This window comes from Micrococcus terreus, assembly GCF_900116905.1.
GTDB classification, from domain to species: domain Bacteria; phylum Actinomycetota; class Actinomycetes; order Actinomycetales; family Micrococcaceae; genus Citricoccus; species Citricoccus terreus.
In genome coordinates this window covers 126,386-147,673 of sequence record NZ_FPCG01000009.1, presented here as the reverse complement: position 1 = coordinate 147,673, position 21,288 = coordinate 126,386, and the positions used below count along the sequence as shown (strand labels likewise).

24 protein-coding genes and 2 pseudogenes are annotated in these 21,288 nt (G+C 69.6%); 13 read left to right on the top strand and 13 right to left on the bottom strand.

What is annotated here, in order from left to right:
• Both BM355_RS11190 and BM355_RS11185 read left to right on the top strand, forming a co-directional pair.
• Positions 1-189 (top strand): cadmium resistance transporter (locus BM355_RS11190; protein ID WP_177227933.1); only part of this gene is annotated, 189 nt, incomplete at its 5' end.
• Between the two features lie 213 nt (positions 190-402).
• A complete protein-coding gene (locus BM355_RS11185; RefSeq protein ID WP_143109489.1) occupies positions 403-597 on the top strand; it encodes a recombinase family protein in 195 nt (64 codons plus the stop codon).
• Positions 598-610: 13 nt separating this feature from the next.
• Here the strand turns inward: BM355_RS11185 and BM355_RS11180 are convergent.
• The 4 genes and pseudogenes from BM355_RS11180 to BM355_RS11165 all read right to left on the bottom strand — a co-directional run bounded on the left by BM355_RS11180 (position 611) and on the right by BM355_RS11165 (position 3,933).
• Positions 611-1,803, bottom strand: a protein-coding gene (locus BM355_RS11180; protein WP_091698588.1) for an IS3 family transposase whose coding sequence is annotated in 2 segments (ribosomal slippage) — positions 611-1,516 and positions 1,519-1,803 — 1,191 coding nt in all. Because the reading frame shifts where the segments join, the coding sequence is not laid out codon by codon here.
• 71 nt (positions 1,804-1,874) lie between these two features.
• Positions 1,875-2,405, bottom strand: a pseudogene (locus BM355_RS11175) (transposase); the annotation flags it as partial.
• A gap of 104 nt (positions 2,406-2,509) precedes the next feature.
• A pseudogene (locus BM355_RS14935) lies at positions 2,510-2,740 on the bottom strand (transposase); the annotation flags it as partial.
• Between the two features lie 50 nt (positions 2,741-2,790).
• The gene (locus tag BM355_RS11165) at positions 2,791-3,933 is read right to left on the bottom strand and encodes a calcium/sodium antiporter (protein ID WP_091698585.1); all 1,143 of its coding nucleotides are present in this window, start codon (positions 3,931-3,933) and stop codon (positions 2,791-2,793) included.
• 120 nt (positions 3,934-4,053) lie between these two features.
• On the opposite strand from BM355_RS11165, the gene BM355_RS11160 reads away from it, so the two are divergent.
• From BM355_RS11160 to BM355_RS14690, 3 genes are all read left to right on the top strand, one after another.
• On the top strand, positions 4,054-4,371 hold the full coding sequence (locus tag BM355_RS11160) for a helix-turn-helix domain-containing protein (RefSeq protein WP_091698501.1): 318 nt from the start codon (positions 4,054-4,056) through the stop codon (positions 4,369-4,371).
• A gap of 116 nt (positions 4,372-4,487) precedes the next feature.
• Positions 4,488-5,105, top strand: a complete 618-nt coding sequence (locus BM355_RS14695; RefSeq protein WP_245760766.1) for an IS3 family transposase — start codon at positions 4,488-4,490, stop codon at positions 5,103-5,105.
• Positions 5,062-5,322, top strand: coding sequence for an integrase core domain-containing protein (locus BM355_RS14690; RefSeq protein WP_245760765.1), 261 nt, complete (start codon positions 5,062-5,064; stop codon positions 5,320-5,322). Before BM355_RS14695 ends, BM355_RS14690 begins: the two co-directional genes overlap by 44 nt.
• Here the strand turns inward: BM355_RS14690 and BM355_RS11150 are convergent.
• The gene (locus BM355_RS11150) at positions 5,315-5,596 is read right to left on the bottom strand and encodes a GrpB family protein (protein WP_281247577.1); all 282 of its coding nucleotides are present in this window, start codon (positions 5,594-5,596) and stop codon (positions 5,315-5,317) included. The two genes, BM355_RS14690 and BM355_RS11150, sit on opposite strands and share 8 nt — an antisense overlap.
• A gap of 61 nt (positions 5,597-5,657) precedes the next feature.
• Complete coding sequence (locus tag BM355_RS11145) at positions 5,658-6,038, bottom strand: VOC family protein (RefSeq protein WP_091698494.1); 381 nt, start codon at positions 6,036-6,038, stop codon at positions 5,658-5,660.
• A 69-nt stretch (positions 6,039-6,107) separates the two neighbouring features.
• On the opposite strand from BM355_RS11145, the gene BM355_RS11140 reads away from it, so the two are divergent.
• Positions 6,108-7,085 (top strand): GDSL-type esterase/lipase family protein, encoded by a 978-nt coding sequence (locus BM355_RS11140; protein WP_091698491.1) that lies wholly within the window; start codon positions 6,108-6,110, stop codon positions 7,083-7,085.
• Here the strand turns inward: BM355_RS11140 and BM355_RS11135 are convergent.
• The 7 genes from BM355_RS11135 to BM355_RS14355 all read right to left on the bottom strand — a co-directional run bounded on the left by BM355_RS11135 (position 7,048) and on the right by BM355_RS14355 (position 13,491).
• Positions 7,048-8,154, bottom strand: coding sequence for a siderophore-interacting protein (locus BM355_RS11135; protein ID WP_091698488.1), 1,107 nt, complete (start codon positions 8,152-8,154; stop codon positions 7,048-7,050). The two genes, BM355_RS11140 and BM355_RS11135, sit on opposite strands and share 38 nt — an antisense overlap.
• Complete coding sequence (locus tag BM355_RS11130; RefSeq protein WP_218154335.1) at positions 8,151-9,113, bottom strand: ABC transporter ATP-binding protein; 963 nt, start codon at positions 9,111-9,113, stop codon at positions 8,151-8,153. The genes BM355_RS11135 and BM355_RS11130 overlap by 4 nt, the downstream gene beginning before the upstream one ends.
• Before the next feature lie 38 nt (positions 9,114-9,151).
• Positions 9,152-10,270 (bottom strand): FecCD family ABC transporter permease, encoded by a 1,119-nt coding sequence (locus BM355_RS11125; protein ID WP_245760764.1) that lies wholly within the window; start codon positions 10,268-10,270, stop codon positions 9,152-9,154.
• Positions 10,267-11,268: a FecCD family ABC transporter permease gene (locus BM355_RS11120; protein ID WP_245760763.1), complete on the bottom strand. Its 1,002-nt coding sequence runs from the start codon at positions 11,266-11,268 to the stop codon at positions 10,267-10,269. The genes BM355_RS11125 and BM355_RS11120 overlap by 4 nt, the downstream gene beginning before the upstream one ends.
• A gap of 113 nt (positions 11,269-11,381) precedes the next feature.
• A complete protein-coding gene (locus BM355_RS11115; RefSeq protein ID WP_425435625.1) occupies positions 11,382-12,497 on the bottom strand; it encodes an iron-siderophore ABC transporter substrate-binding protein in 1,116 nt (371 codons plus the stop codon).
• 182 nt (positions 12,498-12,679) lie between these two features.
• Entirely contained in the window at positions 12,680-13,336 is a 657-nt protein-coding gene (locus BM355_RS11110) for a hypothetical protein (protein WP_143109488.1), read from the bottom strand.
• A gap of 5 nt (positions 13,337-13,341) precedes the next feature.
• Positions 13,342-13,491, bottom strand: coding sequence for a hypothetical protein (locus BM355_RS14355; RefSeq protein ID WP_177227932.1), 150 nt, complete (start codon positions 13,489-13,491; stop codon positions 13,342-13,344).
• A 101-nt stretch (positions 13,492-13,592) separates the two neighbouring features.
• Here BM355_RS14355 and BM355_RS11105 point away from each other — a divergent pair, with 101 nt between their 5' ends.
• The 7 genes from BM355_RS11105 to BM355_RS11070 all read left to right on the top strand — a co-directional run bounded on the left by BM355_RS11105 (position 13,593) and on the right by BM355_RS11070 (position 21,288).
• Positions 13,593-14,789, top strand: coding sequence for a type III polyketide synthase (locus BM355_RS11105; protein WP_091698481.1), 1,197 nt, complete (start codon positions 13,593-13,595; stop codon positions 14,787-14,789).
• Positions 14,786-15,538 (top strand): methyltransferase domain-containing protein, encoded by a 753-nt coding sequence (locus BM355_RS11100; protein ID WP_091698478.1) that lies wholly within the window; start codon positions 14,786-14,788, stop codon positions 15,536-15,538. The genes BM355_RS11105 and BM355_RS11100 overlap by 4 nt, the downstream gene beginning before the upstream one ends.
• Positions 15,522-17,603, top strand: coding sequence for a ubiquinone/menaquinone biosynthesis methyltransferase (locus tag BM355_RS14470; RefSeq protein ID WP_218154334.1), 2,082 nt, complete (start codon positions 15,522-15,524; stop codon positions 17,601-17,603). The genes BM355_RS11100 and BM355_RS14470 overlap by 17 nt, the downstream gene beginning before the upstream one ends.
• Before the next feature lie 3 nt (positions 17,604-17,606).
• Positions 17,607-18,344, top strand: coding sequence for a hypothetical protein (locus tag BM355_RS11085; RefSeq protein ID WP_091698475.1), 738 nt, complete (start codon positions 17,607-17,609; stop codon positions 18,342-18,344).
• 37 nt (positions 18,345-18,381) lie between these two features.
• Positions 18,382-19,008 carry a hypothetical protein gene (locus BM355_RS11080; protein WP_245760761.1) on the top strand — a complete coding sequence of 209 codons (627 nt, stop codon included), beginning with the start codon at positions 18,382-18,384 and terminating at the stop codon, positions 19,006-19,008.
• 172 nt (positions 19,009-19,180) lie between these two features.
• Positions 19,181-19,957: an ABC transporter ATP-binding protein gene (locus BM355_RS11075; RefSeq protein WP_091698471.1), complete on the top strand. Its 777-nt coding sequence runs from the start codon at positions 19,181-19,183 to the stop codon at positions 19,955-19,957.
• A gap of 5 nt (positions 19,958-19,962) precedes the next feature.
• Positions 19,963-21,288 (top strand): FtsX-like permease family protein, encoded by a 1,326-nt coding sequence (locus BM355_RS11070; RefSeq protein ID WP_143109487.1) that lies wholly within the window; start codon positions 19,963-19,965, stop codon positions 21,286-21,288.

Here is a 21,288-nt window from a genome sequence, read left to right as displayed (position 1 = left end):
CTCGCAGTAGTCGCCTACTGCATCGTCTTCCTCGCGCTCGTCGCGGTCCTGGTGGCCCTGGCAAAGTTCGTCGCCACCCGCCCCCCGATCGCCGAAGTGCTCGAACGCTGGGAGCACATCCTCTTCCCCATCGTTCTCATCGGCCTCGGCATCGTGATCCTCGTCAGCGGCGGAGCCTTCGGACTCTGACGTAGCGGCAGCGATCCAAACGGCCCCGACCGGGCGCACCCCTCTCGGTTCAGACCGCGACACCTACCTGCAGCCAGTCCTGCGTGATCGCGGCAACAAGACCGCCACGGAGCGCTGCAAAAACCCCGCCACCAAGCGAACGAAGCCACAAGAATGCTGTCAGAGTAGGTTCTAAACCTGCGATTAGACACATCTGTGAAGGCGGGCATAGGGATGACTGGACAGATTGTTGGTTACGTGAGGGTCAGCGCAGCTGACCAAAACCCTCAGCGTCAGCATGAGGCGCTGGGGGAGTGCTCTCGGATCTTCAGTGACACGATGAGCGGACGTTCCCGGGCTAAGCGCAACGGACTGGCCGAGCTGATCGCATATGTCCGCGATGGCGACACGGGACTGCTGCACCGATAGGTGACAGGGTGGGTCAGGCTGCCTGAGCGGCCGGTGTGGTCATGATGGTCTCGTATTCGATGGGGGTCAAGCGGCCCAGGGATGCTTGCCGGCGGCGTCGGTGGTAGGTCCGTTCGATCCAGGTGACGATCGCGAGCCGTAGCTCCTGGCGGGTGGCCCACCGGCGGCGATCCAGGACGTTCTTCTGCAGGAGCGCGAAGAAGCTCTCCATCGCGGCGTTATCGCCGGCCGCCCCGACCCGGCCCATGGAACCGACCATGGCGTGGCGGTGCAGGGCGCGCACGAATTTCCGGGATCGAAATTGAGACCCTCGGTCCGTGTGAACGATGCAGCCGGCCACCTCACCGCGGCGGGCGACGGCGTTGTTCAGCGCCGCGACCGCGAGCCGGGATTTCATCCGGTCGCTGATGGAGTAGCCCACGATCCGGTTGGAGTACACGTCCTTGATCGCGCAGAGGTAGAGCTTGCCCTGACCGGTGCGGTGTTCGGTGATGTCGGACAGCCACAACTCGTTCGGCCTTTCGGCGGTGAACCGGTGACGGGTCACGCCGTGCTCGTCGAGGTAGGCGCACCGGTCGTCGTGGACCGGCGGACCGGGCTTGGTGCCGTTCTTGCCGCGCTTCTTGCTGAACGCAGACCACCAGCCGTTGGTCGAGCAGATCCGCCAGGCGGTGCGCTCGGCCATCGACTCACCGGCATCCCGTGCTTCCTCGACCAGGTACCGGTAGCCGAACTCCCGGTCATCGGTGTGGGCGTCGAACAGGGCGTTGGCGCGGTAGGCCTCGGTGAGTTCGGCGGCGGTGACCGGGGTGGCGAGCCAGCGGTAATAGGGCTGGCGGGAGAGCTTCAGGACCCGGCACGTCACCGTGACGGGAACCCCGTCGACGGCGAGCTCCTTCACGAGCGGGTAGAGCCTTTTGACGGCAGGTTGGCCTGCGACAGGTAGGCCGCGGCCCGGCGCAGCACCTCGTTCTCCTGCTCCAGCAGCCGGATGCGCTTCTTGGCCTCGCGCAGCTCGGCATTTTCGGCGGCGGTTGTTCCGGGCCGAGCACCGGCCTCGATGTCAGCCCGGCGCATCCAGTTGCGCAGGCAGGACTCGGCGATGCCGAAGTCGGAAGCGATCTGCTTGATGGTCTGGCCAGGTTCACGGTTGCGGGCGACATTCACGACGTCGTCGCGGAACTCCTGCGGATGGGGCTTGGGCACGGTGTACATCCTTCCAGTGACGCCTCACGGCGTCACAGATCAGATGTCACCTATTCGTGCAGCAGTCCCAACAGCGACTGGTAGATCGTCTCGTGGCTCACGCGCATCTCCGGGTCGTCGGCGTGATCCAACCGTAGGCGCGCCGCGATCTCCTCAGGTGACCACAGTTGCTCCAGCCGGCTGGCGACCTCCTCGAGCAGCCGGCCCGACGCAAGCTTGAACGGCTTCGGTCCACGCGCCTGCTCGCGGGCACGTTCATGACCACGCCACGCCGAGTAGCCGCAGCGACCCCCGCCGCGCTTCACCTCACGGCTGACGGTCGACACCGCACGCCCCAGCTGCTCGGCGATCGCGGTGAAGGTATCACCACGATTGATCCCCAGCAGGATCTGCTCGCGCTCTTCGATCGTCAGACAGCCCTGACGTGGCTCCCACCCGAACGGCCTGGCCTCAAGGTGCCTGCCGGTGCGGGCCATGATGCCGACCATCGGCGCGCTGCAGCCGATCTCCTTCGCGATCTCGACCAGCCGCCAGCCCTTCCCGTGCAGCCTGAGCGCGAGCTGCTTCTGCTCCCGGCTGAGATGACCGTGCCTGCCCTGCATCCGGATCCTCCTGTGATCAGTGACTGCCTCATCTCACAGGACTCGTTGCACTGACCGCTTGAATCCTCCATCTCGTTGGCACGGCGGGTCTCGGCCAGCTCGCGGCGCAGCTGCCGGTTCTCCCCCTCCAGATCCGTCTCGCCGCTCAGGGCCACCACGGCAGGGCCGGACGACTCCGCCCTGCGGCACCAGTTCCGCAGGGTCTCCGGGCCACAGCCCAGGGACTGCGCCACGACGCGGATCGAGGCGGCTCTGGGCCCACCTTCCGCGACTTGTCGGTCAAGGACCATTCGCACCGCTCGGTCGCGGAACTCAGGGGTGAACTTCTTGGGCATGTACCGATTCTCCTTCGTGAGACTCGGAACGAAACCCAGGGCGCTTCAGGTCAGGACGGACGGGGGGTTGTGCCGCTGCCTTGTCGGCCCTTACGCAGCCCGATTTCGTATGCGGTGAAGGCGATCAGCGTCACTGTGATCAAGGGGAGGACAAACCATGCCATCACGGCGGTAAATCCTTCCAGTGCGTTGTGTGCGGTGGCAGCCAGGATGAGATACCCGAGGTAAACCAGATACAGGGCTACGAACAGGGCGCCTTCCCATCGCGCCACCGTGAAGCCGGTGAAGGCTACGGGCAGCAAGGCGATCGCGGCCGCCAACATTACCGGGATATCGAAGGCCAGGGCGGCGCTGGATACGGGAATGCCCTCGAGGGAGATCATGGCTGGCAACCCGAGCACGACTCCGATGTTGAGGATGTTGCTGCCGACCACGTTGCCAATCGCCAAGTCACGTTCGCCACGGCGCACGGCGATGAGGGAAGTTGCCAGCTCAGGCAGAGATGTGCCGATGGCCACGACGGTTAAACCGACCACTAGGCTGCTCACCCCGAGCGTGGTGGCGGTGTTCACCGCGCCCTCGACGAGGAGCGTGGCCCCGGTTACCAGGAGAGCAACTCCGAACACCACGAGCAGAATCGACTTTCCGCTCGAGGCCACAGGCAGTTTCTGGGCCTGGGCGGAGGTGCCGATACCCGGGGAACCCTTAGCCAGCTGCATAACAGGGGCCTTGGACTGTGTCCTTCTGCGGGCGATGGTGACGGTCAGCACGGTGTGAGCGACCACGGCACCGAACAGGATTAGCCCGTCTACCGCGCTGATCACCCCGTCGAGGCAGACCAGCAGCAGCGCCGCGGACAGAGAAAGCATCAGGGGGAGATCAAAGCGCACCAACCGTTGTGTCGCGGCCAGCGGCAGAACTAGAGCGGAGAGGCCGAGAATGAGCAAGACGTTAGCAATGTTGCTGCCGACCACATTGCCCACCGCCAGTCCGGGTTCGTCGCGCAGGACCGCACCGATACTCACCGAAAGCTCGGGCGCCGACGTGGCCGCCGAGACCACGGTGAGCCCGACCACCAGGGAGGAAACCCCCGCTCGACGAGCCAGGGCGGAGGCCCCTCGCACCAGTACCTCCCCGCCCAGCACCAGCAGCACCAACCCGACAATGATCCGCCCCAGGTCTAGAAGGTCCATAAGTAGGAGTCTACGGATCACAACCCGAGTCGCGATGAGCACTCCATCGACCCGGTTGAGCATGTCGCGCGTCAGACTTAGTGGCAGGGCGGTTATGTAGGTCCTGAAGGAGAGTCAGACATGGGTAGACCACCCTCGATTCCGGCGGAGAAGAAGACCCGGATAGTGCTGAGCGTGCTGGCCGGCGAGATGTCCATCGCCGAAGCGGCACGCAAGGAGAAAGTCAGCGAGCAGTCCATCGGACGGTGGAAGGCCGAGTTCCTGGAAGCCGGTAAGACCGCCCTGGTGGCCGGCAGGTCTGGACCATCCTGCCGAGAGGAACAGCTGGAGGCCGAGGTCGCCGAGCTGACCCAGGCCTTGGGCGAGGCGCACCTGGAAGCCAGGGTGGGGAAGAAGTCCGCGGAGGGCCGGCTGGGCCCTTCGAGGACCTTGGGGTGATCCGCGTGGAAGCGGGCATGTCGACCGCGAGGTTCTGCCAGCTCTTGTGAGATGCCCGAGCGGACCTGGCGCCGCTGGCAGGCCAAGGCCGGCACCGGGACGGCGGTGAAGGGACCGTGGCCGCAACCGGCACGGGGCAGGCCGCCAGGGAACTGGTGGTCAAGCACGCGCTGGCCCATCCGGCGTGGGGGCATCGGAAGATCTGGGCAATGGTCCGCCACGACGGGCATGTGGTTTCCGAGGCGACCGTGCTGCGGATCCTGCGCGAGGAGGGGCTGATTCTGCCCGCGCAGTACCAACGGGAGCGAGGGAAGCTGGCCGAGCGGCGCAAGGCCGCGTTCGCCACCGAGCCCTCAGGCCCGAACCAAGTCTGGCAGCTGGACTTCAGCGAGTTCGGGACCACCACCGGAGGGACCTGGCGGCTGGCCGGGTGCCGGGACTACTGGTCCAAGTACGAGCACCCCTTCCACGTTTCGCCCACCGGGAACCAGCACGATGCGATCGATGCGATGGAGTTGGCCCTGGCTGACTACGAGGCCATGTTCGGTCACCCGCTGGTCGAGGCCTGCCCGGTCGATCCCGAGACCGGTGAGCTGTTGCCCGTGGTGACCCTCGTGACGGACAACGGCGGGCCGTTCCGGTCCTTCCGCTTCGAGTCCTTCATCGCCGCCCACCCTTCAGCTACACCACGTGCGCACCCGAGTGAAGACCCCGGGACAGAACGGGTCCCGTGAACGCGGCTTCGGCACGCTGAAGTACGAACGGCTCTACCTGGATGAGATCAACGACGCGCTCGTGCTCGCCGAGCGGGCCGAGGACTACAGGATCGAGTACAACGAGCTAAGGCCCCACGAGGCCATCTCATGGAACCGGTCCAAGGAGGTGCACCTGGGCCTGGCCGACCCCACCACCCCGACATTCAAAACCAAGGAAATCCTGCCAACTACTTGACGCGGGACAGACCCCCACGAAGGATCAGACCGTTACACCACAACAAGGGACTTGACCCGAGTGCCTCTGCGATGGTCGGGATGTCGCTTCCCTCAACACCGATCATCAGATCGACAACATCTTTTGCGGGGACCCCGGGCACAGATGTGGATCCGATATGTTCAACGTCCAGGCCTGGGAGTATTGCGCCGAGCTGTACGGCCATCTGCTCGAACTTGGACTTCCACCGGGCATGGTCGCTGGGGACGAGGACTACCCGTTCTGCTTCTGTCATCTGACACATGATGCCACGGCGACCCTTTCGCAGCGGGGCAGTTCAGGATCTGTCGCCCGGACTACTGAGTCTGGCTGTCACCGGTCTCCGTGGTGCCTTCGTAGAGTCCGATCTCGTTGCCGTCGAGGTCGCGGAAGGATGCCCACCAGCTGGTGTCTGAGATGGGGGACTTGTCCATCAGCACTTCACCGCCGAGCTTCTTCACCTGGGCGAGGATCTCGTCGATCGAGTCCACCTCCACATAGGAACGGGGGTGGGTGAAGCCCTCCTCGCGCGGGGCCAGTCCGCCGCCGCTGATCTTGTTGGGCGCCTGCCACATGGGGTAGCCCTCGAAGCCGGGGATCTCTCTGATCTCCCAGCCGAACAGCGTGCCGTAGAACTCGGTGGCCTTGACGTGGTCCTTGACCGGGATGTCGATGTGCGTGATGTCTCCGTGTGCCATGCTGCCAGTCTTCTCCGGCATGCTGACTCGGGGAAGTGCTGACCGCCTGACACCGCCTACCCTCGGGGGGTGACCTTCTCGACTGCAGACACCGAGTCCAGCCTGCTCTTCTCCTTCGGCACTCTCCTGCTGGACCAGGTCCAACAGCAGATCCTCGGCGGACCGGTCGCCTCGAGTCCGGACGAACTGCTGGGCCACGGGATCACCGAGGTGGTGATTGAGGATCCGGCCGTGGTGGAGCTGAGCGGGCTCGCCGTGCACCGGGGTCTGGCACGTCAGGAGGGCGCACGGGTGCCCGGCGGGGTCCTCACCCTGACGCCGGATCAGCTGCAGTCCGCCGACGCCTATGAGGTCGCGGCCTACACCCGCCGCCGCGTCAGCACGGCTGTACACGGACAGGTCTGGGCCTACGTGGATGCCTACCCCCTGCAGGCGGCCCAGCGGGTCGCAGTCATCGGCGACTCGATCGCGTACGGTCTCGACTGCCTTGACGGTGGCTGGTCCGCACGACTGGGACGAGACCACATCAGCCGCGACCAGGAACGGAACCGATTCTTCAACCTCGCCATCCCTGGGCTGACGCTGCACGAGTTGGCAGGGATCGCCGATGATGAGCTGCGGGTGCGTCGACCGGACACTGTGCTGGTCTCGGCCGGTGTGAACGACTTGATCGACGGGGCCACGCCGCAGGACGTGGTGACGTCCATGGACCGACTGTGCAGCCAGGTCGAGTCCCTCGGTGCGCGGCCGGTGGTGCTCGGACCTCTGTGGAACGACGAAGACGCCACTCGGACACGGTCCGGCGCGGATCTGCAGACGGATGCGGTGGCTGAACTGGACACTCTTCTGCAGCAGTGGGGGAGCGGTTCCCACCGAGACGTGCTCTCACTGTTCACCGTCCTGCAGGACCAGCCCAGCAGCCTGACAGACGGACTGCACCCCACTCCTCAGGCTCACCGGGTGCTGTACGAGGTGATCTCTGCCGGGCTGGTGGGTCCGTCCGCGCTGATCAGCTCTCCGCCTGGCCCTGACGCCAGTAGCCCATGAACGAGACCTGCTGCTTGGGGATGCCGGCCTCGTTGACGCACAGCCGGCGCAGCCCGCGCACCATGGCGGACTCGCCGGCCAGGAACACGTAGCGACCGGCCGGGTCCGCCTCGGCACCCTCGGCCACGGTCCACTCCCGGGCCTCGCCCTCCGGCGGCGGTGCCGGCTGCGCGGCGGTGGGGTCCTCGCCCAGGCCCAGCAGTGCGGCCACGCGAGGCCTCGCCCAGCTTCCCGACGGCGCCCCCTCGCCTCGGGTGCCCACGTGCACCCGGATGCGCCCCTCCGAGGGGTGGTGCAGCAGCAGTCCCGGAGTCGACTCCAGGTCTGAGGCGGAGGCCGCCGGGACCCACGGCTCGGGCAGGGCCAGCCGCCGGGGCAGCAGGTCCGCCAGTTCGCCGCCCTCGGGCAGCTCGATCACGATGTCCGCCACCCCGGTGAACCCGCCGAACGGGTCCGCCAGCTCCTCGGCCACGGACACCAGGGCGGGCGCCGCCGTCTCGTCCCCCACGGCCAGGACCTGACGGGCGCCGGTGTGCTTCCACGCCGACCACGCCGGGACCTCCCGGCCGGGCACGATCACGTTGACCTCCTCGCCCGGGGAGACCGTGCGGCTCCAGCGCAGGCCCGGACCCTGATGGGGATCGTCCACCTCGCCGTGCAGCACCACGTCCAAGGTCAGGGACGGCACCAGGTGCCCGTCCAGGCGCACCCGCCCCGCCGAGCGGACGGTGTAGGTGCGCATCCAGCCGCGCTCCTCCTCCGGACGGGCGAAGAACTGCTCGCGCAGCCCCTGGGACGGATCCACGTCCAGCGGCGGCCTGCCCGGTGGCGGGATGAGGACCTTGACGTAGGCGTCCCGCCGAGGACGGCAGCCCCCGCAGGAGCCGTGCACCCCGCAGTGCAGGGTCGGAGCGGTGCGGGTGCCGGCCAGGCCCGGGCCGGGCAGCAGGTCGACGAGCTCGCAGGCCGCCGACTCCAGGTCCGGCCCCGCCAACACGATCCGGCGGAAGGACCGGCACGGCTGCTCCACAGACACCACTCGGGTGCGGGCGCAGATCATCTCGTTCATCGGAGGTCCTCTCGGGGTGCGGAGGGCAGGGTGTCGCCGGACGGAGGTTCGGTGACCAGACCCCGTTCCTGGGCAGAGGCGCGGTCAGCGGCGGTGCGGGGCAGCACCACCGGGTGTCCCAACAGAGGATCGCGCACCACATCGGCGTCCAGGCCGAACACCTCCAGCAGCAGGTCCGGGGTCAGCACCTCCGTGGGAGTGCCCGCTGCCGCCACCTGCCCGTCCGCCATGGCGATCACGTGGTCCGCGGTGCGGGCGGCCAGGTTCAGCTCGTGCAGCACGGCCACGACTGTTGCTCGCCGTGGGCGCTCCGTCTCGCCCTGCCCAGCCGTGCTGGACGGCGCGGTGGACGCGGTGGTGCCGGCCGTCGTCGGGACGGTGGGGTCCGGGAGGGAACGGACGAGGTCCATCAGCTCGACCTGGTGCGAGAGATCCAGGTAGGAGGTCGGTTCGTCCAGCAGGATGACCGGGGTCTGCTGGGCCAGGACGAGGGCCAGCCAGGCGCGTTGGCGCTGTCCGCCGGAGAGCTCGGTGATGTCCCGTCGGGCCAGTTCGACCAGGTCGGTCAGCTCCAGGGCGCGGGCCACGGCCTCGGTGTCCATGCGGGAGGAGGAGCCGAACCAGCCGCGGTGCGGGTGCCGGCCGCGGTCCACCAGCTGCTCCACGGACATGCCCTCCGGGGCGACCGGGGACTGGGGGAGCAGGGCGACGGTACGGGCGTAGTCGCGCGCGGGCCAGCCCTCCACGGAGCGGCCGAGCACCTCCACCGTGCCGGACCGCAGGGGCAGCTGGCGGGTCAGTCCCCGCAGGAGAGTGGACTTGCCGCAGCCGTTGGCCCCGATGATCGCGGTGGTCTGGGCGGCCGGGATGTCCAGGTCCACGGGGCCGACCACCGTGCGTTCGCCGTAGCCCAGGGTGACGCCGCGCAGGGTGAGGGCGGGGTTGGGGTGTGCGGCCATCGTCCGGCTCCTCTTCGTCTCGGTCAGCTCGGCTGTGCTCATCTGACACCCATCCTCGTCCTCATCAACAGCCACAGCATTAGGGGCGCTCCTGCGGCGCCGGTCAACACGCCCGTGGGCAGCCGTACCCCGCCCAGCGCCTCGGCCGCCAGGAAGTCCGCCAGCACCACGATCACCGCGCCGGTCAGTGCCGCCGCCGGGAGTGACGGCCGCCCGCCGGTCAGACCCCGCGCAATGGGGGTGGAGAGCAGCGCCACGAACGCCAGCGGGCCGGTGGCTGCCGTGGCCGCGGCCGCCAGCAGTGCTCCCACACCGAGCGCGCCGAGACCGGTCCGGCCCGGGCGGGAGCCCAGTCCGTGCGCGAGGTCGCTGCCGAGGTCGGAGGGGGAGAGGGCGGCGTGCAGGGCGGCGCCGACCGGCAGCAGCACCGCCGCAGTCACCGCCAGGTAGCCGATCCGCTCCCAGGTCACCGCGTTCAGCGAGCCGGCCGTCCAGACCGCAGCGGCCTGCAGGTCGTGCTGGCTCAAGGCGAGCATGGCGCTGGCCACCACGGCCTGGCCCAGAGCCGCCACGGCGATCCCCGCCACGATGAACCGCTGCCCGCCCAGCGCCCCGGCCAGTCCGCCGCCCGCCGGACCTCCGGAACCGCGGGAAGAGCGACCGGGCATCGAGACCAGCAGCACCGCCGCCGTCACCGCCAGCCCGCCGATCAGTGCCGCCACGGCCATCCCCGCACCGCGCACGCCCCCGGCGGCCAGCACCAGCACGGCTGCGGCCGCCGCACCCTGGGTCACGCCCAGGATGTCCGGGCTGGCCAGCGGGTTGCGCAGCGTCCGCCGGAACAAGGCGCCGGAGGCACCCAGTGCAGCCCCGGCCAGCGCCGCCGCCACCGCGCGCGGCAGCTTCTCCTGCAGCACGATGAACCGGGCCCCGGCAGCGCCCTCGATCCGCTCGCCGGCCAGGATCGCGAAGAAGTCCGGGATGGCCACCGTGTAGCCGCCCAGCAGCACGCGCACGCCCATACCCAGCACCAGCAGCACGGCCAGCCCCACCAACACGAAGCTCAGTCGCCGCGTGGACCGGGCGCGCAGGTCACGCACGGTCTCCAGGGCAGTCGTGCCCCCAGCCCGGCGGGGCGTCTCCAGCACAGCACTCACAGGGACACCGCCTTCCGGCGCAGCAGCACCAGCAGCACGGGCACGCCCAGCACCACCGTGGTCACCCCGATGTGGATCTCCTGCGGCGCCACCACCAGCCGTCCGAACAGGTCCGCGGCCACCAGCAGCACAGCGCCCCACAGTGCGCAGCCGAACACGAGCACCCGCGTGCTGAGCGGGTGGAAACGGCGCAGCGCGTGCGGGACCATCAGTCCCACGAAGCCCACCGGCCCGGCCAGCGCCACGGCGGCCGCAGTCAGCACCACGGCCGATCCCAGCAGCAGCACGCGGGTGCGCACCGGACGGGCACCGAGCCCGTGCGCCAGCTCATCACCCAGGGACAGGGCGTCCAGCCCTGGCGCGCACAGCACCACCACCAGGATCCCCACCAGGATCAGCGGGGCCAGCAGCGCGGCGTCCTCCAGGGAGGTCCGCGCCACCGAGCCCACCGTCCAGAACCGGAAGCGGTCCAGCACCGCCGGGAAGAGCACCAGCAGCGCGGTGGTCAGGGCGGTGCAGCCAGCGGTGATCGCCGCTCCAGCCAGCACCAGGGACAGTGGCCCGGGGGCACCACCGGTCCCGGTCGCCATCCGCGAGGCGGTCCCCGCCACGGCATAGACCACGACGGCGGCCACGAGGGTCCCAGCCACAGCGAGCCCGATGATGGGCACCAGGGTGGCGGGCACGCCGAGTGCCAGGCCGGCGGCCACGGCCAGCATGGCCCCGGCGGAGAGTCCCAACAGGGAGGGGTCGCCCAGCGGGTTCCGGGTGGCTCCCTGCAGTGCGGCACCGGTGACACCGAGCGCGGCACCGACCAGCACCGCGGTCACCGTGCGGGGGATGCGCGAGAGCACGGCGGCGGCGTCGATCCCCTCGGCGGCGGAACCGTCAGTGCCGCCGAGCAGCACCTGCAGCGTGGTGGCCGGGTCCACGGCGCGCGCGCCCAGGGCCAGTGCCGCCAGGCAGCCGAGCATCAGGACCACGAGGGGAACCAGCACGAAGGCGGCCGAACGCCCCGTCTGCCTCCCGGCGGGCACCGAGGTGCCGTGGTGCTGGGAGGCGACGGGGCGTCGTCGGGAGGACGTGGCTGGAGCTGGAGCGGACGGTGAGGTCACTGCTGGCTCGAGCTTGCTTCCTCTGCCGCCTCAGCGGTCTCGGCGATCTCCGGCAGGACGTTCTCCAGGGCCCACGGGATGGACAGCGGGGACGCGGCGGAGACGGAGAGGGTCTCCTGCTGGTCGGTCTGCAGTAGCAGGGAGTCGTTCGCCACGGCAGGGATGGAGCCCAGCAGCGGATCGGCGGCGATGGTCTCGCCCACGGAGGCATCGGCGGCCCAGCTGATGAACACGTCCGATTCCAGTTCGTCCGCGCGCTCGGGGGACCAGGTGATGAAGAACTGGCCTTGCGCGTCCTGCTCGGCCATGACGGGGGCCTCGGTCATGCCCAGCGACTCCAGGAACTTCGGGCGGTTGTCCACCTTCGTGTACAGGCTGATCTGGTCCGCGGCAGCCGGGTCGATGGTGCCGTACAGGAACGTGGTGTCCTTCAGCGCGGGGTGCTCCTGGGCGGCCTGGGCCACCTGCTCCTCCACGTCCTGCACCACGGCCTCCGCCTCGGCATCCTTGCCGAGGGCCTGGCCGATCAGCCGCGTGGAGTCCTGCCAGGAGGTGCCGAACGCGGGGGCGTCCTTCGGATAGGCCACCACCGGCGCGATGTCGGAGAGCTTGTCATAGTCCTCCTGGGTGATGCCGGAGTAGGCGGCGAGGATCACGTCCGGCTCGAGCGCGGCGATCGCCTCGAAGTCGATTCCGTCCGCCTCCGAGTACTTCTCCGGGGCGGTCCCGCCGTGCTCCTGCAGGGCGGCGTCGAACCAGTCGGTGGACTGCCCGGCGTTGCCGCCGAACTCCACGGCCGCCATGCCCACGGGCACCACGCCCAGGGAGAGTGCCACGTCCTGGTTCACCCAGGAGACGGTGGCCACGCGCTCAGGCTGCTCGGGGATCTCGGTGGTGCCGTACACGTGCTCGACGGTTCGGGGGAACTGGGCAGTGGAATCGGTGGACTCGGTGGTCGCCGCGCCGGAGGGCGTGCTGGAGGTTCCCGATCCGCCGGACGGGCCGGTGGAGCAGCCGGCCAGCAGGGTCAGGCTGAGCACGGCGGCGCCGATGGTGAGGGCGCTGTGCTTGCGAGTGCGCTGGGGGCGGGAGGTGAGGGACGACGACGTCACGTCAGTGACCTTTCCACGTCACGGGAGCCGAGGGGGAAGGGCTTCCATGGGACGGGCCGGACCCGGTGCGGGCCGGCGGGGCACGTGGGAGGAGAAGTCGATTCCGCAACACCAGCGTGCCCTAATTGCGCCAGGTTAGCCTGTCCTAAGTTCGGCACGCAAGCCGAGGGGTGCGGCGCGGTCTACGCTGACGGATCGGGCTGCGGTTCCACCGAGATGGCCAGGTATCTCAATGGATCAGTGGAACCTGGAAGCACGGAGTAGTCGCTCCAGGTCAAGGGGTATCTCCCGCGCAGGGCCAATGGGTTCACCCGCTCACGGCCCATGGTTCCCTTGCCGGTCTTCTCACCCCATGCTCGAGACCCCTCCAGGATGACGCCGTCGTGCAGGCGAAAGGCATCAGAGTTGGTCGTGCGCCCATGCGTCGGCGGGCGCCAGTAATTGGGATCGTTGCTCAGGATCAGAAGTAGACCTTCTTGGGCGTAATGTCCGTCGAGCAGACGTTCAAGGCGGACGATGTCTTTGACGCAGTCGTAGGAGTCGACGTCCTGGGCGCCGGCGCGCAGCATGAACTGTTCGCCGTCGTGGTCGCCAGCCCACGCACGCACTGGATACTTCAGTTCGACGGCGAGGGATCGGTCGTCATCACCCGTGTCTGTGACCAACAGATCCAGGTAGGTCCGTCCCTCCAGCCGGCTCTCCACTCGTACACGCAACCGGGGGTGTGCGGATCGGATCTCCCACGCCAGTTCGTGCTGCAGGTCGGACTCGGAGTGGAACACCGGCCGTCGCTCGGCGAGCTGGGGGAGGAGGTCGAGAAGGTCGTTCGCGGTGAACATGCCGATCACTTTTCCCTAGGGAGTTGCTGCACGGACCACTCGACGAGGTCATCGAGGTCGTCTTCAGGACCGACCTCACAGAGGATGCGAACGTCCCTCATCGCGAGCTCGTGGTTGCTCAGCTGCTCATCGCTGGCGGGGTGCGATGAATCCATGTCAGCAACATACCCAGTCGAGTCCATCCGCGATATATGCGGAGCAACCCCAGCCGACCAGCTCTTGCCAGGCCCGGGGGTCGTGCCCGAAGAATCGGTGAATGACCGCCCTGATCAGATCCCTGGCCACCGCCGTCCCGCCCACCCTCCTCCCGCAGGATCGCATCAGGGATGTGCTCGCCGCGCAGCCCGGGGTGGACCGCCTCAGCGCCCGGCTGATCCCCGCCGTGTTCAACGCCTCCGGGATCGAGCGCCGCTACACCTGCGTGCAGGAGTGGGAGAAGGGACTGCACGACGTCGGCCAGGCGGCTTCCCCGGATGAGGTCACCCTGGGTGAGGCGATCAAGGATCAGGAGAAGCCAGGCGTCTTCTTCGACCCCGGCACCCACCATGTGCTCAGCCCCAGCACCGGGGTGCGCAACGCGATCTACGCCACCGAGGCCACCAAGCTCTACGTGGAGGCCGCCCAGGGTGCCCTGGAGCGGGCCCCGGAGATCGCGGCCGACCAGGTCACCCACGTCATCACGGTCTCCTGCACCGGGTTCTACTCCCCGGGCCCGGACTATCAGATCGTGCGGCAGCTGGGCCTCTCGTCCGCGGTGAAGCGACTGCACATCGGGTTCATGGGCTGCTACGCCGCCATGCCGGCCCTGCGCGAAGCCGCCTCGATCTGTCAGGCCGACCCGGCCGCCGTCGTGCTGGTGGTCAGTGTGGAGCTGTGCACGCTGCATGTGCGCGTGGCCAACGACCAGGACACCATCCTGGGGGCCTCACTCTTCGCCGACGGCGGTGCCGCCGCCCTGGTGACCGGTGCCGATGCGCCCGCCCTGCCGGAGGGTCGCCCGGCCCTGGAGCTGGATCGGTTCTCCACCGTGCTGACCCCCGTGGGGGAGGACGCGATGGCGTGGAACATCGGGGACGAGGGGTTCGAGATGATCCTGGGCAGCTACGTCCCCCACATCATCGACGAGCACATCACCGATGCGCTCAAGCCGCTGCTCGGCGTGGACACGGTGCTCTCCGGGCGGCCGCACCGCGAGGTGGAGCACTGGGCCATCCACCCCGGCGGTCGCAGCATCCTGGACAAGGTGCAGGCCCGGTTGGACCTGGCCGACGAGCAGCTTGTGGCCTCACGCGAGACCCTGCGCGACTACGGGAACATGAGCAGCGCCACCGTGATGTTCGTGCTTCAGCACATCATGGAGTCGGCGGGCGAGCCGGGGGAGCGGATCTGCGCCATGGCGTTCGGACCGGGGCTGACGGTGGAGTCAGCCCTGCTGACCCGGGCGGCCGGATGAGAGTGCCGGGTGCACCGGACCTGAGCCGGCGCGCGGGGCATCTGCAGGAGCTGATGGACAGCCCGGACTGCGACCACAGCGCCCTGATGAAGACCTACCGGGGGTTTCACCTGGTCAACACCGTGGTGGCCGGCTGGCAGCTGACCTACCGGCGGTGGCTGCGCCCGCTGATGCGCCCGGACGGGGTCACCACCGTGCTGGACATCGGCTGCGGCGGCGGGGACCTGATCCGGGCGATGGCCCGCCGTGCCCGCCGCGACGGGTTCCCGGTGCAGATCACCGGTGCGGACCCGGACGAGCGGGCCCGGGACTTCGCGCTGCGGCAGGACAACCCCCAGAACGTGCGGTTCCTGCAGGCGGAGAGCTCCGAGCTGGTGGCCGCCGGGGAGCAGTACGACCTGGTGATCTCCAACCACCTGCTGCACCACCTGGGAGACACCGCCCTGCAGGGTGTGCTGGCCGACTCCGAGCAGCTGGCGGCGCGGCGGGCCGTGCACAGCGACATCCACCGCTCGGCGCTGGCGTACCGCCTGTTCTCGATGGGCACCCTGCCGGTCTACCCGGGCTCGTTCATCCGGCCCGACGGGCTGACCAGCATCCGCCGCAGCTGGACGCCAGGGGAACTGGCCCAGGAGTTGCCGGACGGGTGGCAGGCCGTGGGTCAGATCCCGTGGCGCACCCTGGCGGTGTTCACGGCGGACGGAGTGCAGGTCGGACGGAGCCACGGGGGCCATGCCAATGCCCACTGAGTTCGGAGGCGACGGCGGTGGTGCTGGAGGCGACGGCGGCGAGCTGGTGCTGGACACAGACGTCCTGGTCGTCGGCGCCGGGCCCACCGGGCTGCTGCTGGCCGCCCTGCTCGCCCAGCGCGGGGTGAGCGTGATCGTGCTGGAGCGTCGGACGCAGCCCTCCGCCCACTCGCGGGGCATCGGACTGCACCCTCCGGCGGTGGCCGCGCTGGCCGCCGTCGGGCTGGAGGAGGCCGCTGTGGCGGCGGGCATCCAGGTCCGGACGGGCGTGGGGGTCTCCGACGGTCGGACCCTGGGCGAGCTGCGCTTCGACCACCCTGGCGCCCAGCGCCCCTCCATCCTGGTGCTGCCCCAGAACCAGACCGAGCAGCTGCTGGCCGAGCGGGTGGAGCAGCTGGCCCCGGGTGCGGTCTGGCGCGGGATGGAGGTGATCGGGCTGGAACAGGATCCGGCCGCCGGGACCGCGCAGCTGACCGTCCAGACGGCAGACGGGACCGAGCGGCGCCCCACTGCCCGGGTGGTGGTCGGAGCGGACGGCGCGCACAGCACCGTGCGGGCGCTCGCCGGCATCCCCGTCACCGCCCGCGACTGGCCGGACCGCTACCTGATGGGCGACGTCCCGGACACCACCGACCACGGGTCAGACGCCCGCATCCACCTGCACGCGCACGGGGTGGTGGAGTCCTTCCCGCTGCCCGGGGGGATGCGCCGCTGGGTGGTGCACACCGGCCACGAGCTGCTCCCCGAGGACCCCTGGCGCCTGGCCGAGCTGGTCCACGCGCGCACCGGGGAGCGGATCGACCCCACCCGGGCCACCATGGTCAGCGCGTTCAGCGTCCGCCGGCAGCTCGCCCAGACCATGGTGTCCGGACAGACGGTGCTGATCGGGGACGCCGCGCATGCGGTCAGTCCCATTGGCGGGCAGGGCATGACCCTGGGCTGGCAGGACGCCGTGGAGCTCGCCCCGCTGCTGGCCGCGCCGCCGGACCAGCGCCCGGACCTCACCGAGTTCTCCGTCCGCCGCCTCCGCACCGCGCGCATCGCCGCACGTCAGGCCGAGGTCAACATGGTGCTCGGCCGTGCCCTGCCCCGACCGGCCCGCACCGTCCGGGACCTCGCCGCCCGTGCAGTCCTCGCCTCCCCGCTGCAGCGCACCCTGGCCTGGACCTACGCGATGGGCTGGGCCGGTGAGCCGAGGCACCCGCGGGGCGTGGCCGTCGTCGGGACAGGGACTAACGTGGATCCCATGCCCACCGAGCCCGCAGCCCAGCCCTCCCAGCCCACCTCACCGGACGCCTCACAGGCGTCAGTCCAGCCCGACGGCGGCTCCCTCGCCTCCCCGGTGGCGCGCGGCGAGCGCGGGGCGCAGGTCTCCTCCATGTTCAACGGCATGGCCGACCGGTACGACCTGATGAACCTGGTGATGACCTGGGGTCAGGAGCCGCGGCTGGTGCGCCGGACCGTGGAGCGGGCTGAGCTGCCGGATGCGCCGCGGGTTCTGGACCTGGCCACGGGCACCGGGGACATCGCGCTGGAGATCCTGCGCTCGCGGTATGCCGCCGAGGTGGTGGGCGCGGACTTCGCCCCGGAGATGATGGAGATCGGGCGGCGCCGACCAGGCGGGGACCGGATCCAGTGGGTCGAGGCCGACGCCATGGACCTGCCGTTCGAGGACGAGTCCTTCGACGCCGTCACCCACGGCTACCTGCTGCGCAATGTGGAGGACATCCCGCGCACGCTGGCCGAGCAGTTCCGGGTGCTCAAGCCCGGCGGACGGATGGTGGCCCTGGAGACCTCCCCGGCGCCGAAGAACATCACCCGCCCGTTCTCCACGGCCTACATCCAGCACGTGGTGCCGTTGATGGGCAGGCTGATCACCCAGAACCCGGACGCCTACGAGTACCTCTCCTCCACCACCCGGGCGTTCAAGACACCGGCGGAGATCGCGGGGCTGCTGGAGGACGCCGGGTTCGTGGATGTGGGGCATGAGCTGCACATGTTCGGCACGCTGGCCATCCACTGGGCGGTCAAGCCCGGCGGCGCGCAGGCCGGACAGGAGGGCTGAGCCGTGCGGGGGAGGCGTGCTGTCGGTGCCCTCGGCGCCGCTGTCCTCACTCTGACCCTGGCCACCGCCTGCGGTGAGGAGGGCACCTCACCGGAGGGGCCGTCGTCGGGAACCGCTGTGCAGGAGTCCACGCCGTCCGCGAGCACTGATCTCACGCCGACCCCCACCCCGAGCGGAGCAGCCATGCAGCAGATCACCTCCGAACAGTTCTCCGTGCAGATCCCGGACGAGTGGGAGGAGTACGACCTCTCCCACCACAACTACATCGACCAGACCCGGGCCCAGCCGGATGTCCGCCGGCACTTCGGGACACCGCGCGGACCGGAGCAGAAGAACCGGTCCGTGGCGTTCCTGTCCTACACCTCCACCCCGGGCGCGGCACCGGGCACCGACGTGGAGATGGCCAAGATCGTGGCGGCGATGGACCAGGCGCAGAAGAACCTGGCCCCGGACCAGGCCCGGCAGGCGTACGCCTCGATGGAGGGGCATGGCTGCCTGGACGGCTACGAGTCCCTGGGGGAGGTTCAGCGCACTGAGGGGTACGGCGAACCCGGCCAGCTGACCGGCGTCTGGTACGAGTACCGCTGCCTGAACTCCGGCATTCCCATGCGCGGCTACGCCCTGGCCGCCTACTCCGAGGACGGCCGCCGGCATGACGTCTTCCTCACCACCGACTATGCCTACTGGGAGGCGCACGAGGATCAGCTGCGCGCCGTCATCGAGAGCATCAGCGCGGGCTGAGCGGATCGAGCGGGCTGAAGGGACAGGGGGACCGGAGTTGAGGACGTACTCGTTCCAGGAGGGGTTCGGGGACACGATCCGCCGGACGATGCGGACGATCGCCGTGGTGGACGAGGACGGGCAGCTCGCCGGGCGCGTGATGCGTGGGGAGATCGAGGGATGTGAGCGGGCCCGGACGTTCCGCTGGGAGACCCCTGCAGGAGAGCGGACCCAGATCGGTGTGCGGACGATGACCGCCAGGTCCGTGGTCGGTCGGCTGCTGCGGCCCAGCTACGCGGTGACGCACGCCGGCCCGGAGAGTGATGGAGGGCCCGAGTCGGACGAGCCGGCTGGGGTGCTCAAGGACCGGATCGGGGAGAACATCCTCTACTTCGCGGTGGAGGGCACGGTGCACGGCCACCGCGTGGTGATCCTCGAGGACTGGGACGGCACCGTCGTGGTGGAGGTGCGGCCGAAGGGTGCGAAGAAGCGGCGGATCGGGCGGTTCTCCTCCGGTGGACTGCTCACCCGGACCCAGGTTCAGGTGGACGAGGACGCGGTGCAGGAGCTCTGCCAAGGTCAGGCACCGACCTCCACCGTCCTGTTCGGCCTGCTCATCCTGATGCCGTACATCCACCGCGTCTACAAGGAGGAGGCCGGCTTGATCGAGGAGCTGCTGGGCTGAGCCTGAGTCGCTGACTGGCCCTCCGGGTCGACCCTGATCAGACCTCAGGGTCCACACCACCCGAGGTGGTCCTGCGGTCGCAGTCCTCTGGTCCTGGGGGCGGATCCGGGTGGGCCACAGGTCATCACCCCGCCCGACGCGCCCACCCCCGGCTGCGCGGGAGGCTGGAGGCATGACCGCATCTCTGCCTCTTCCCCACCGCCAGGGCCCACCGCTGCTCAGCGCGCTCGGCCTGACCAAGACCTACGGAACCACCCGCGCCCTGGACGGCGTGGACCTGAGCATCATGCCCGGCGAGTCCGTGGCCATCATGGGCCCCTCCGGCTCCGGCAAGACCACCCTGATGCACTGCCTCTCCGGCATCCTGGTTCCCGACGACGGCTCCGTCCAGTTGGCGGCGCCCGGCACCTCCCCGGTGGAGATCACGGTCTACGGAGAGGAGGAGCGGGCTCGCCTGCGCCGCGAGAAGCTCGGCTTCGTCTTCCAGGAGGGTCTGCTGCTGCCGGAGCTGACCGCCCAGGAGAACGTCGCCCTGCCGCTCATGCTCTCCGGTGTGGGCCGGGCCGAGGCCCAGGATCGCGCCCGGCAGTGGCTCGGTGCACTCGGACTGGACGGCATGCACGAACGGCGTCTCGGTGAGCTCTCCGGCGGTCAGGCTCAGCGCGTGGCGATCGCCCGGGCCCAGGTGGCTGAACCGCTCGTGGTCTTCGCCGACGAGCCCACCGGAGCCCTGGACTCGACCACCTCAGAGCAGGTGCTCACCGCACTGCTGGACTCCACCACGGGACGAGGCCGCACCCTGGTGATGGTCACCCACGACCAGGCCACCGCCGACCGTTGCTCCCGCCTGGTGCGCGTGCAGGACGGTCGGATCGTGGCCGACTCCGCCTGCGGCTCCCGCCGCTCGGACGGATACGCCACCGCCCACCCGGCAGGGGGTGCCCGGTGACCAGCATGACCGGAACCTTGCCCATCCTGACGCTCTTCCTGGGCAGACTGTTCCAGGACCGGAAGGTCTGGCTGCTGCCCGTGACCGCCTATGCGGTGGTCGGGGCTCTGGCCCTGACGGTGACCGCCGGGGCGCGGTCGTTCTGGGGGATCGAGGGGGACTGGGGTGGGTTCTACACCCTGCTCTCGATCTTCGCTCTGATGCTGCTCTCCATCCCGCTGATGGGCCTGGCCGGATCCGCCGCCCGCCTGCTGGCCCGCCGCCGGGACGAACGCCTCTCCTCCCTGCGCCTGATCGGCGCCTCCTCCTGGACCGTGCGCTCACTGGCCGTGACCGAGGCAGCCGTGCTGGCCGCCGTCGGGCTGGTGGTGGGGACCGTGGTGTACCTGGCGCTGATGCCCCTGGTGGGGCTGCTGCAGTTCGCGGGACGGCCGATCGGTGTGGCCGGGATGTGGCTGGGTGTGCCGATACTGCTGCTGGTGCTCGGCGTGCTGATGCTGATGGCCGTGGGCAGCTCCGTGATGGGGCTGCAGCGCATCGAGATCTCCCCGCTGGGCGTGCGCACCCGGCAGGCCCCGGCGAGGGCGCACTGGGTGTGGGCGCTGGTGGCCGTGGGGGCCGTGACGGCGGCGCAGTTCCTGGTGCGCTCCACCGGTGCCCAGGACATGGCCATGGTGCTGGTGATGATGCTGATCGGTTTCGGCCTGCCCATGCTGGCGCTGCACTTCATTGGGCCGTGGCTGATCGCGGTGCTGACCCGCCGGACCCTGCGCCGCGCGGACACTCCGGAACGACTGGTGGCCGCGCGGTCCGTGCTCGAGTCCCCGCAGCAGGCTTGGCGGCAGATCGGCGGGGTGGCCGTGACCACCTACATCGGCGTGGTGGGCGGTGCGGGCATGGCCCTGGCCGGGTCGGCGTCCAGTACGGGGATGCGTGCGGAGGACATGCTGATGACCCAGGACCTGCGCACGGGTGTGCTGCTGACCATGCTCATCTCCTTCCTGCTGACCGCCTGTTCGGTGGGCATCACCCAGGCCGCCCAGGTGCTGGACCGCGCTGAGCTGTACCGCGGGCTCGGACAGCTGGGGATGACCCGGACCCACCTGGACGGCATCCGCCGCCGTGCCGTGTTCGGGCCGCTGTGGATCGTGCTCGGCTTCGCGCTGACCGCGGCGGTGGTGACCACGCTCCCGGTGCTCGGCCTGAGCCTGGTGCTGGCGCCGGTGTCCATGCTGGTGGTCGCCGCCACGCTGATCGGCGGAGTCCTGTTGGTGCGCGGCGGTGTCTCCGCCTCCGGCCCCACCCTGCGCGGAGTGCTCGCCGAGGCCTGA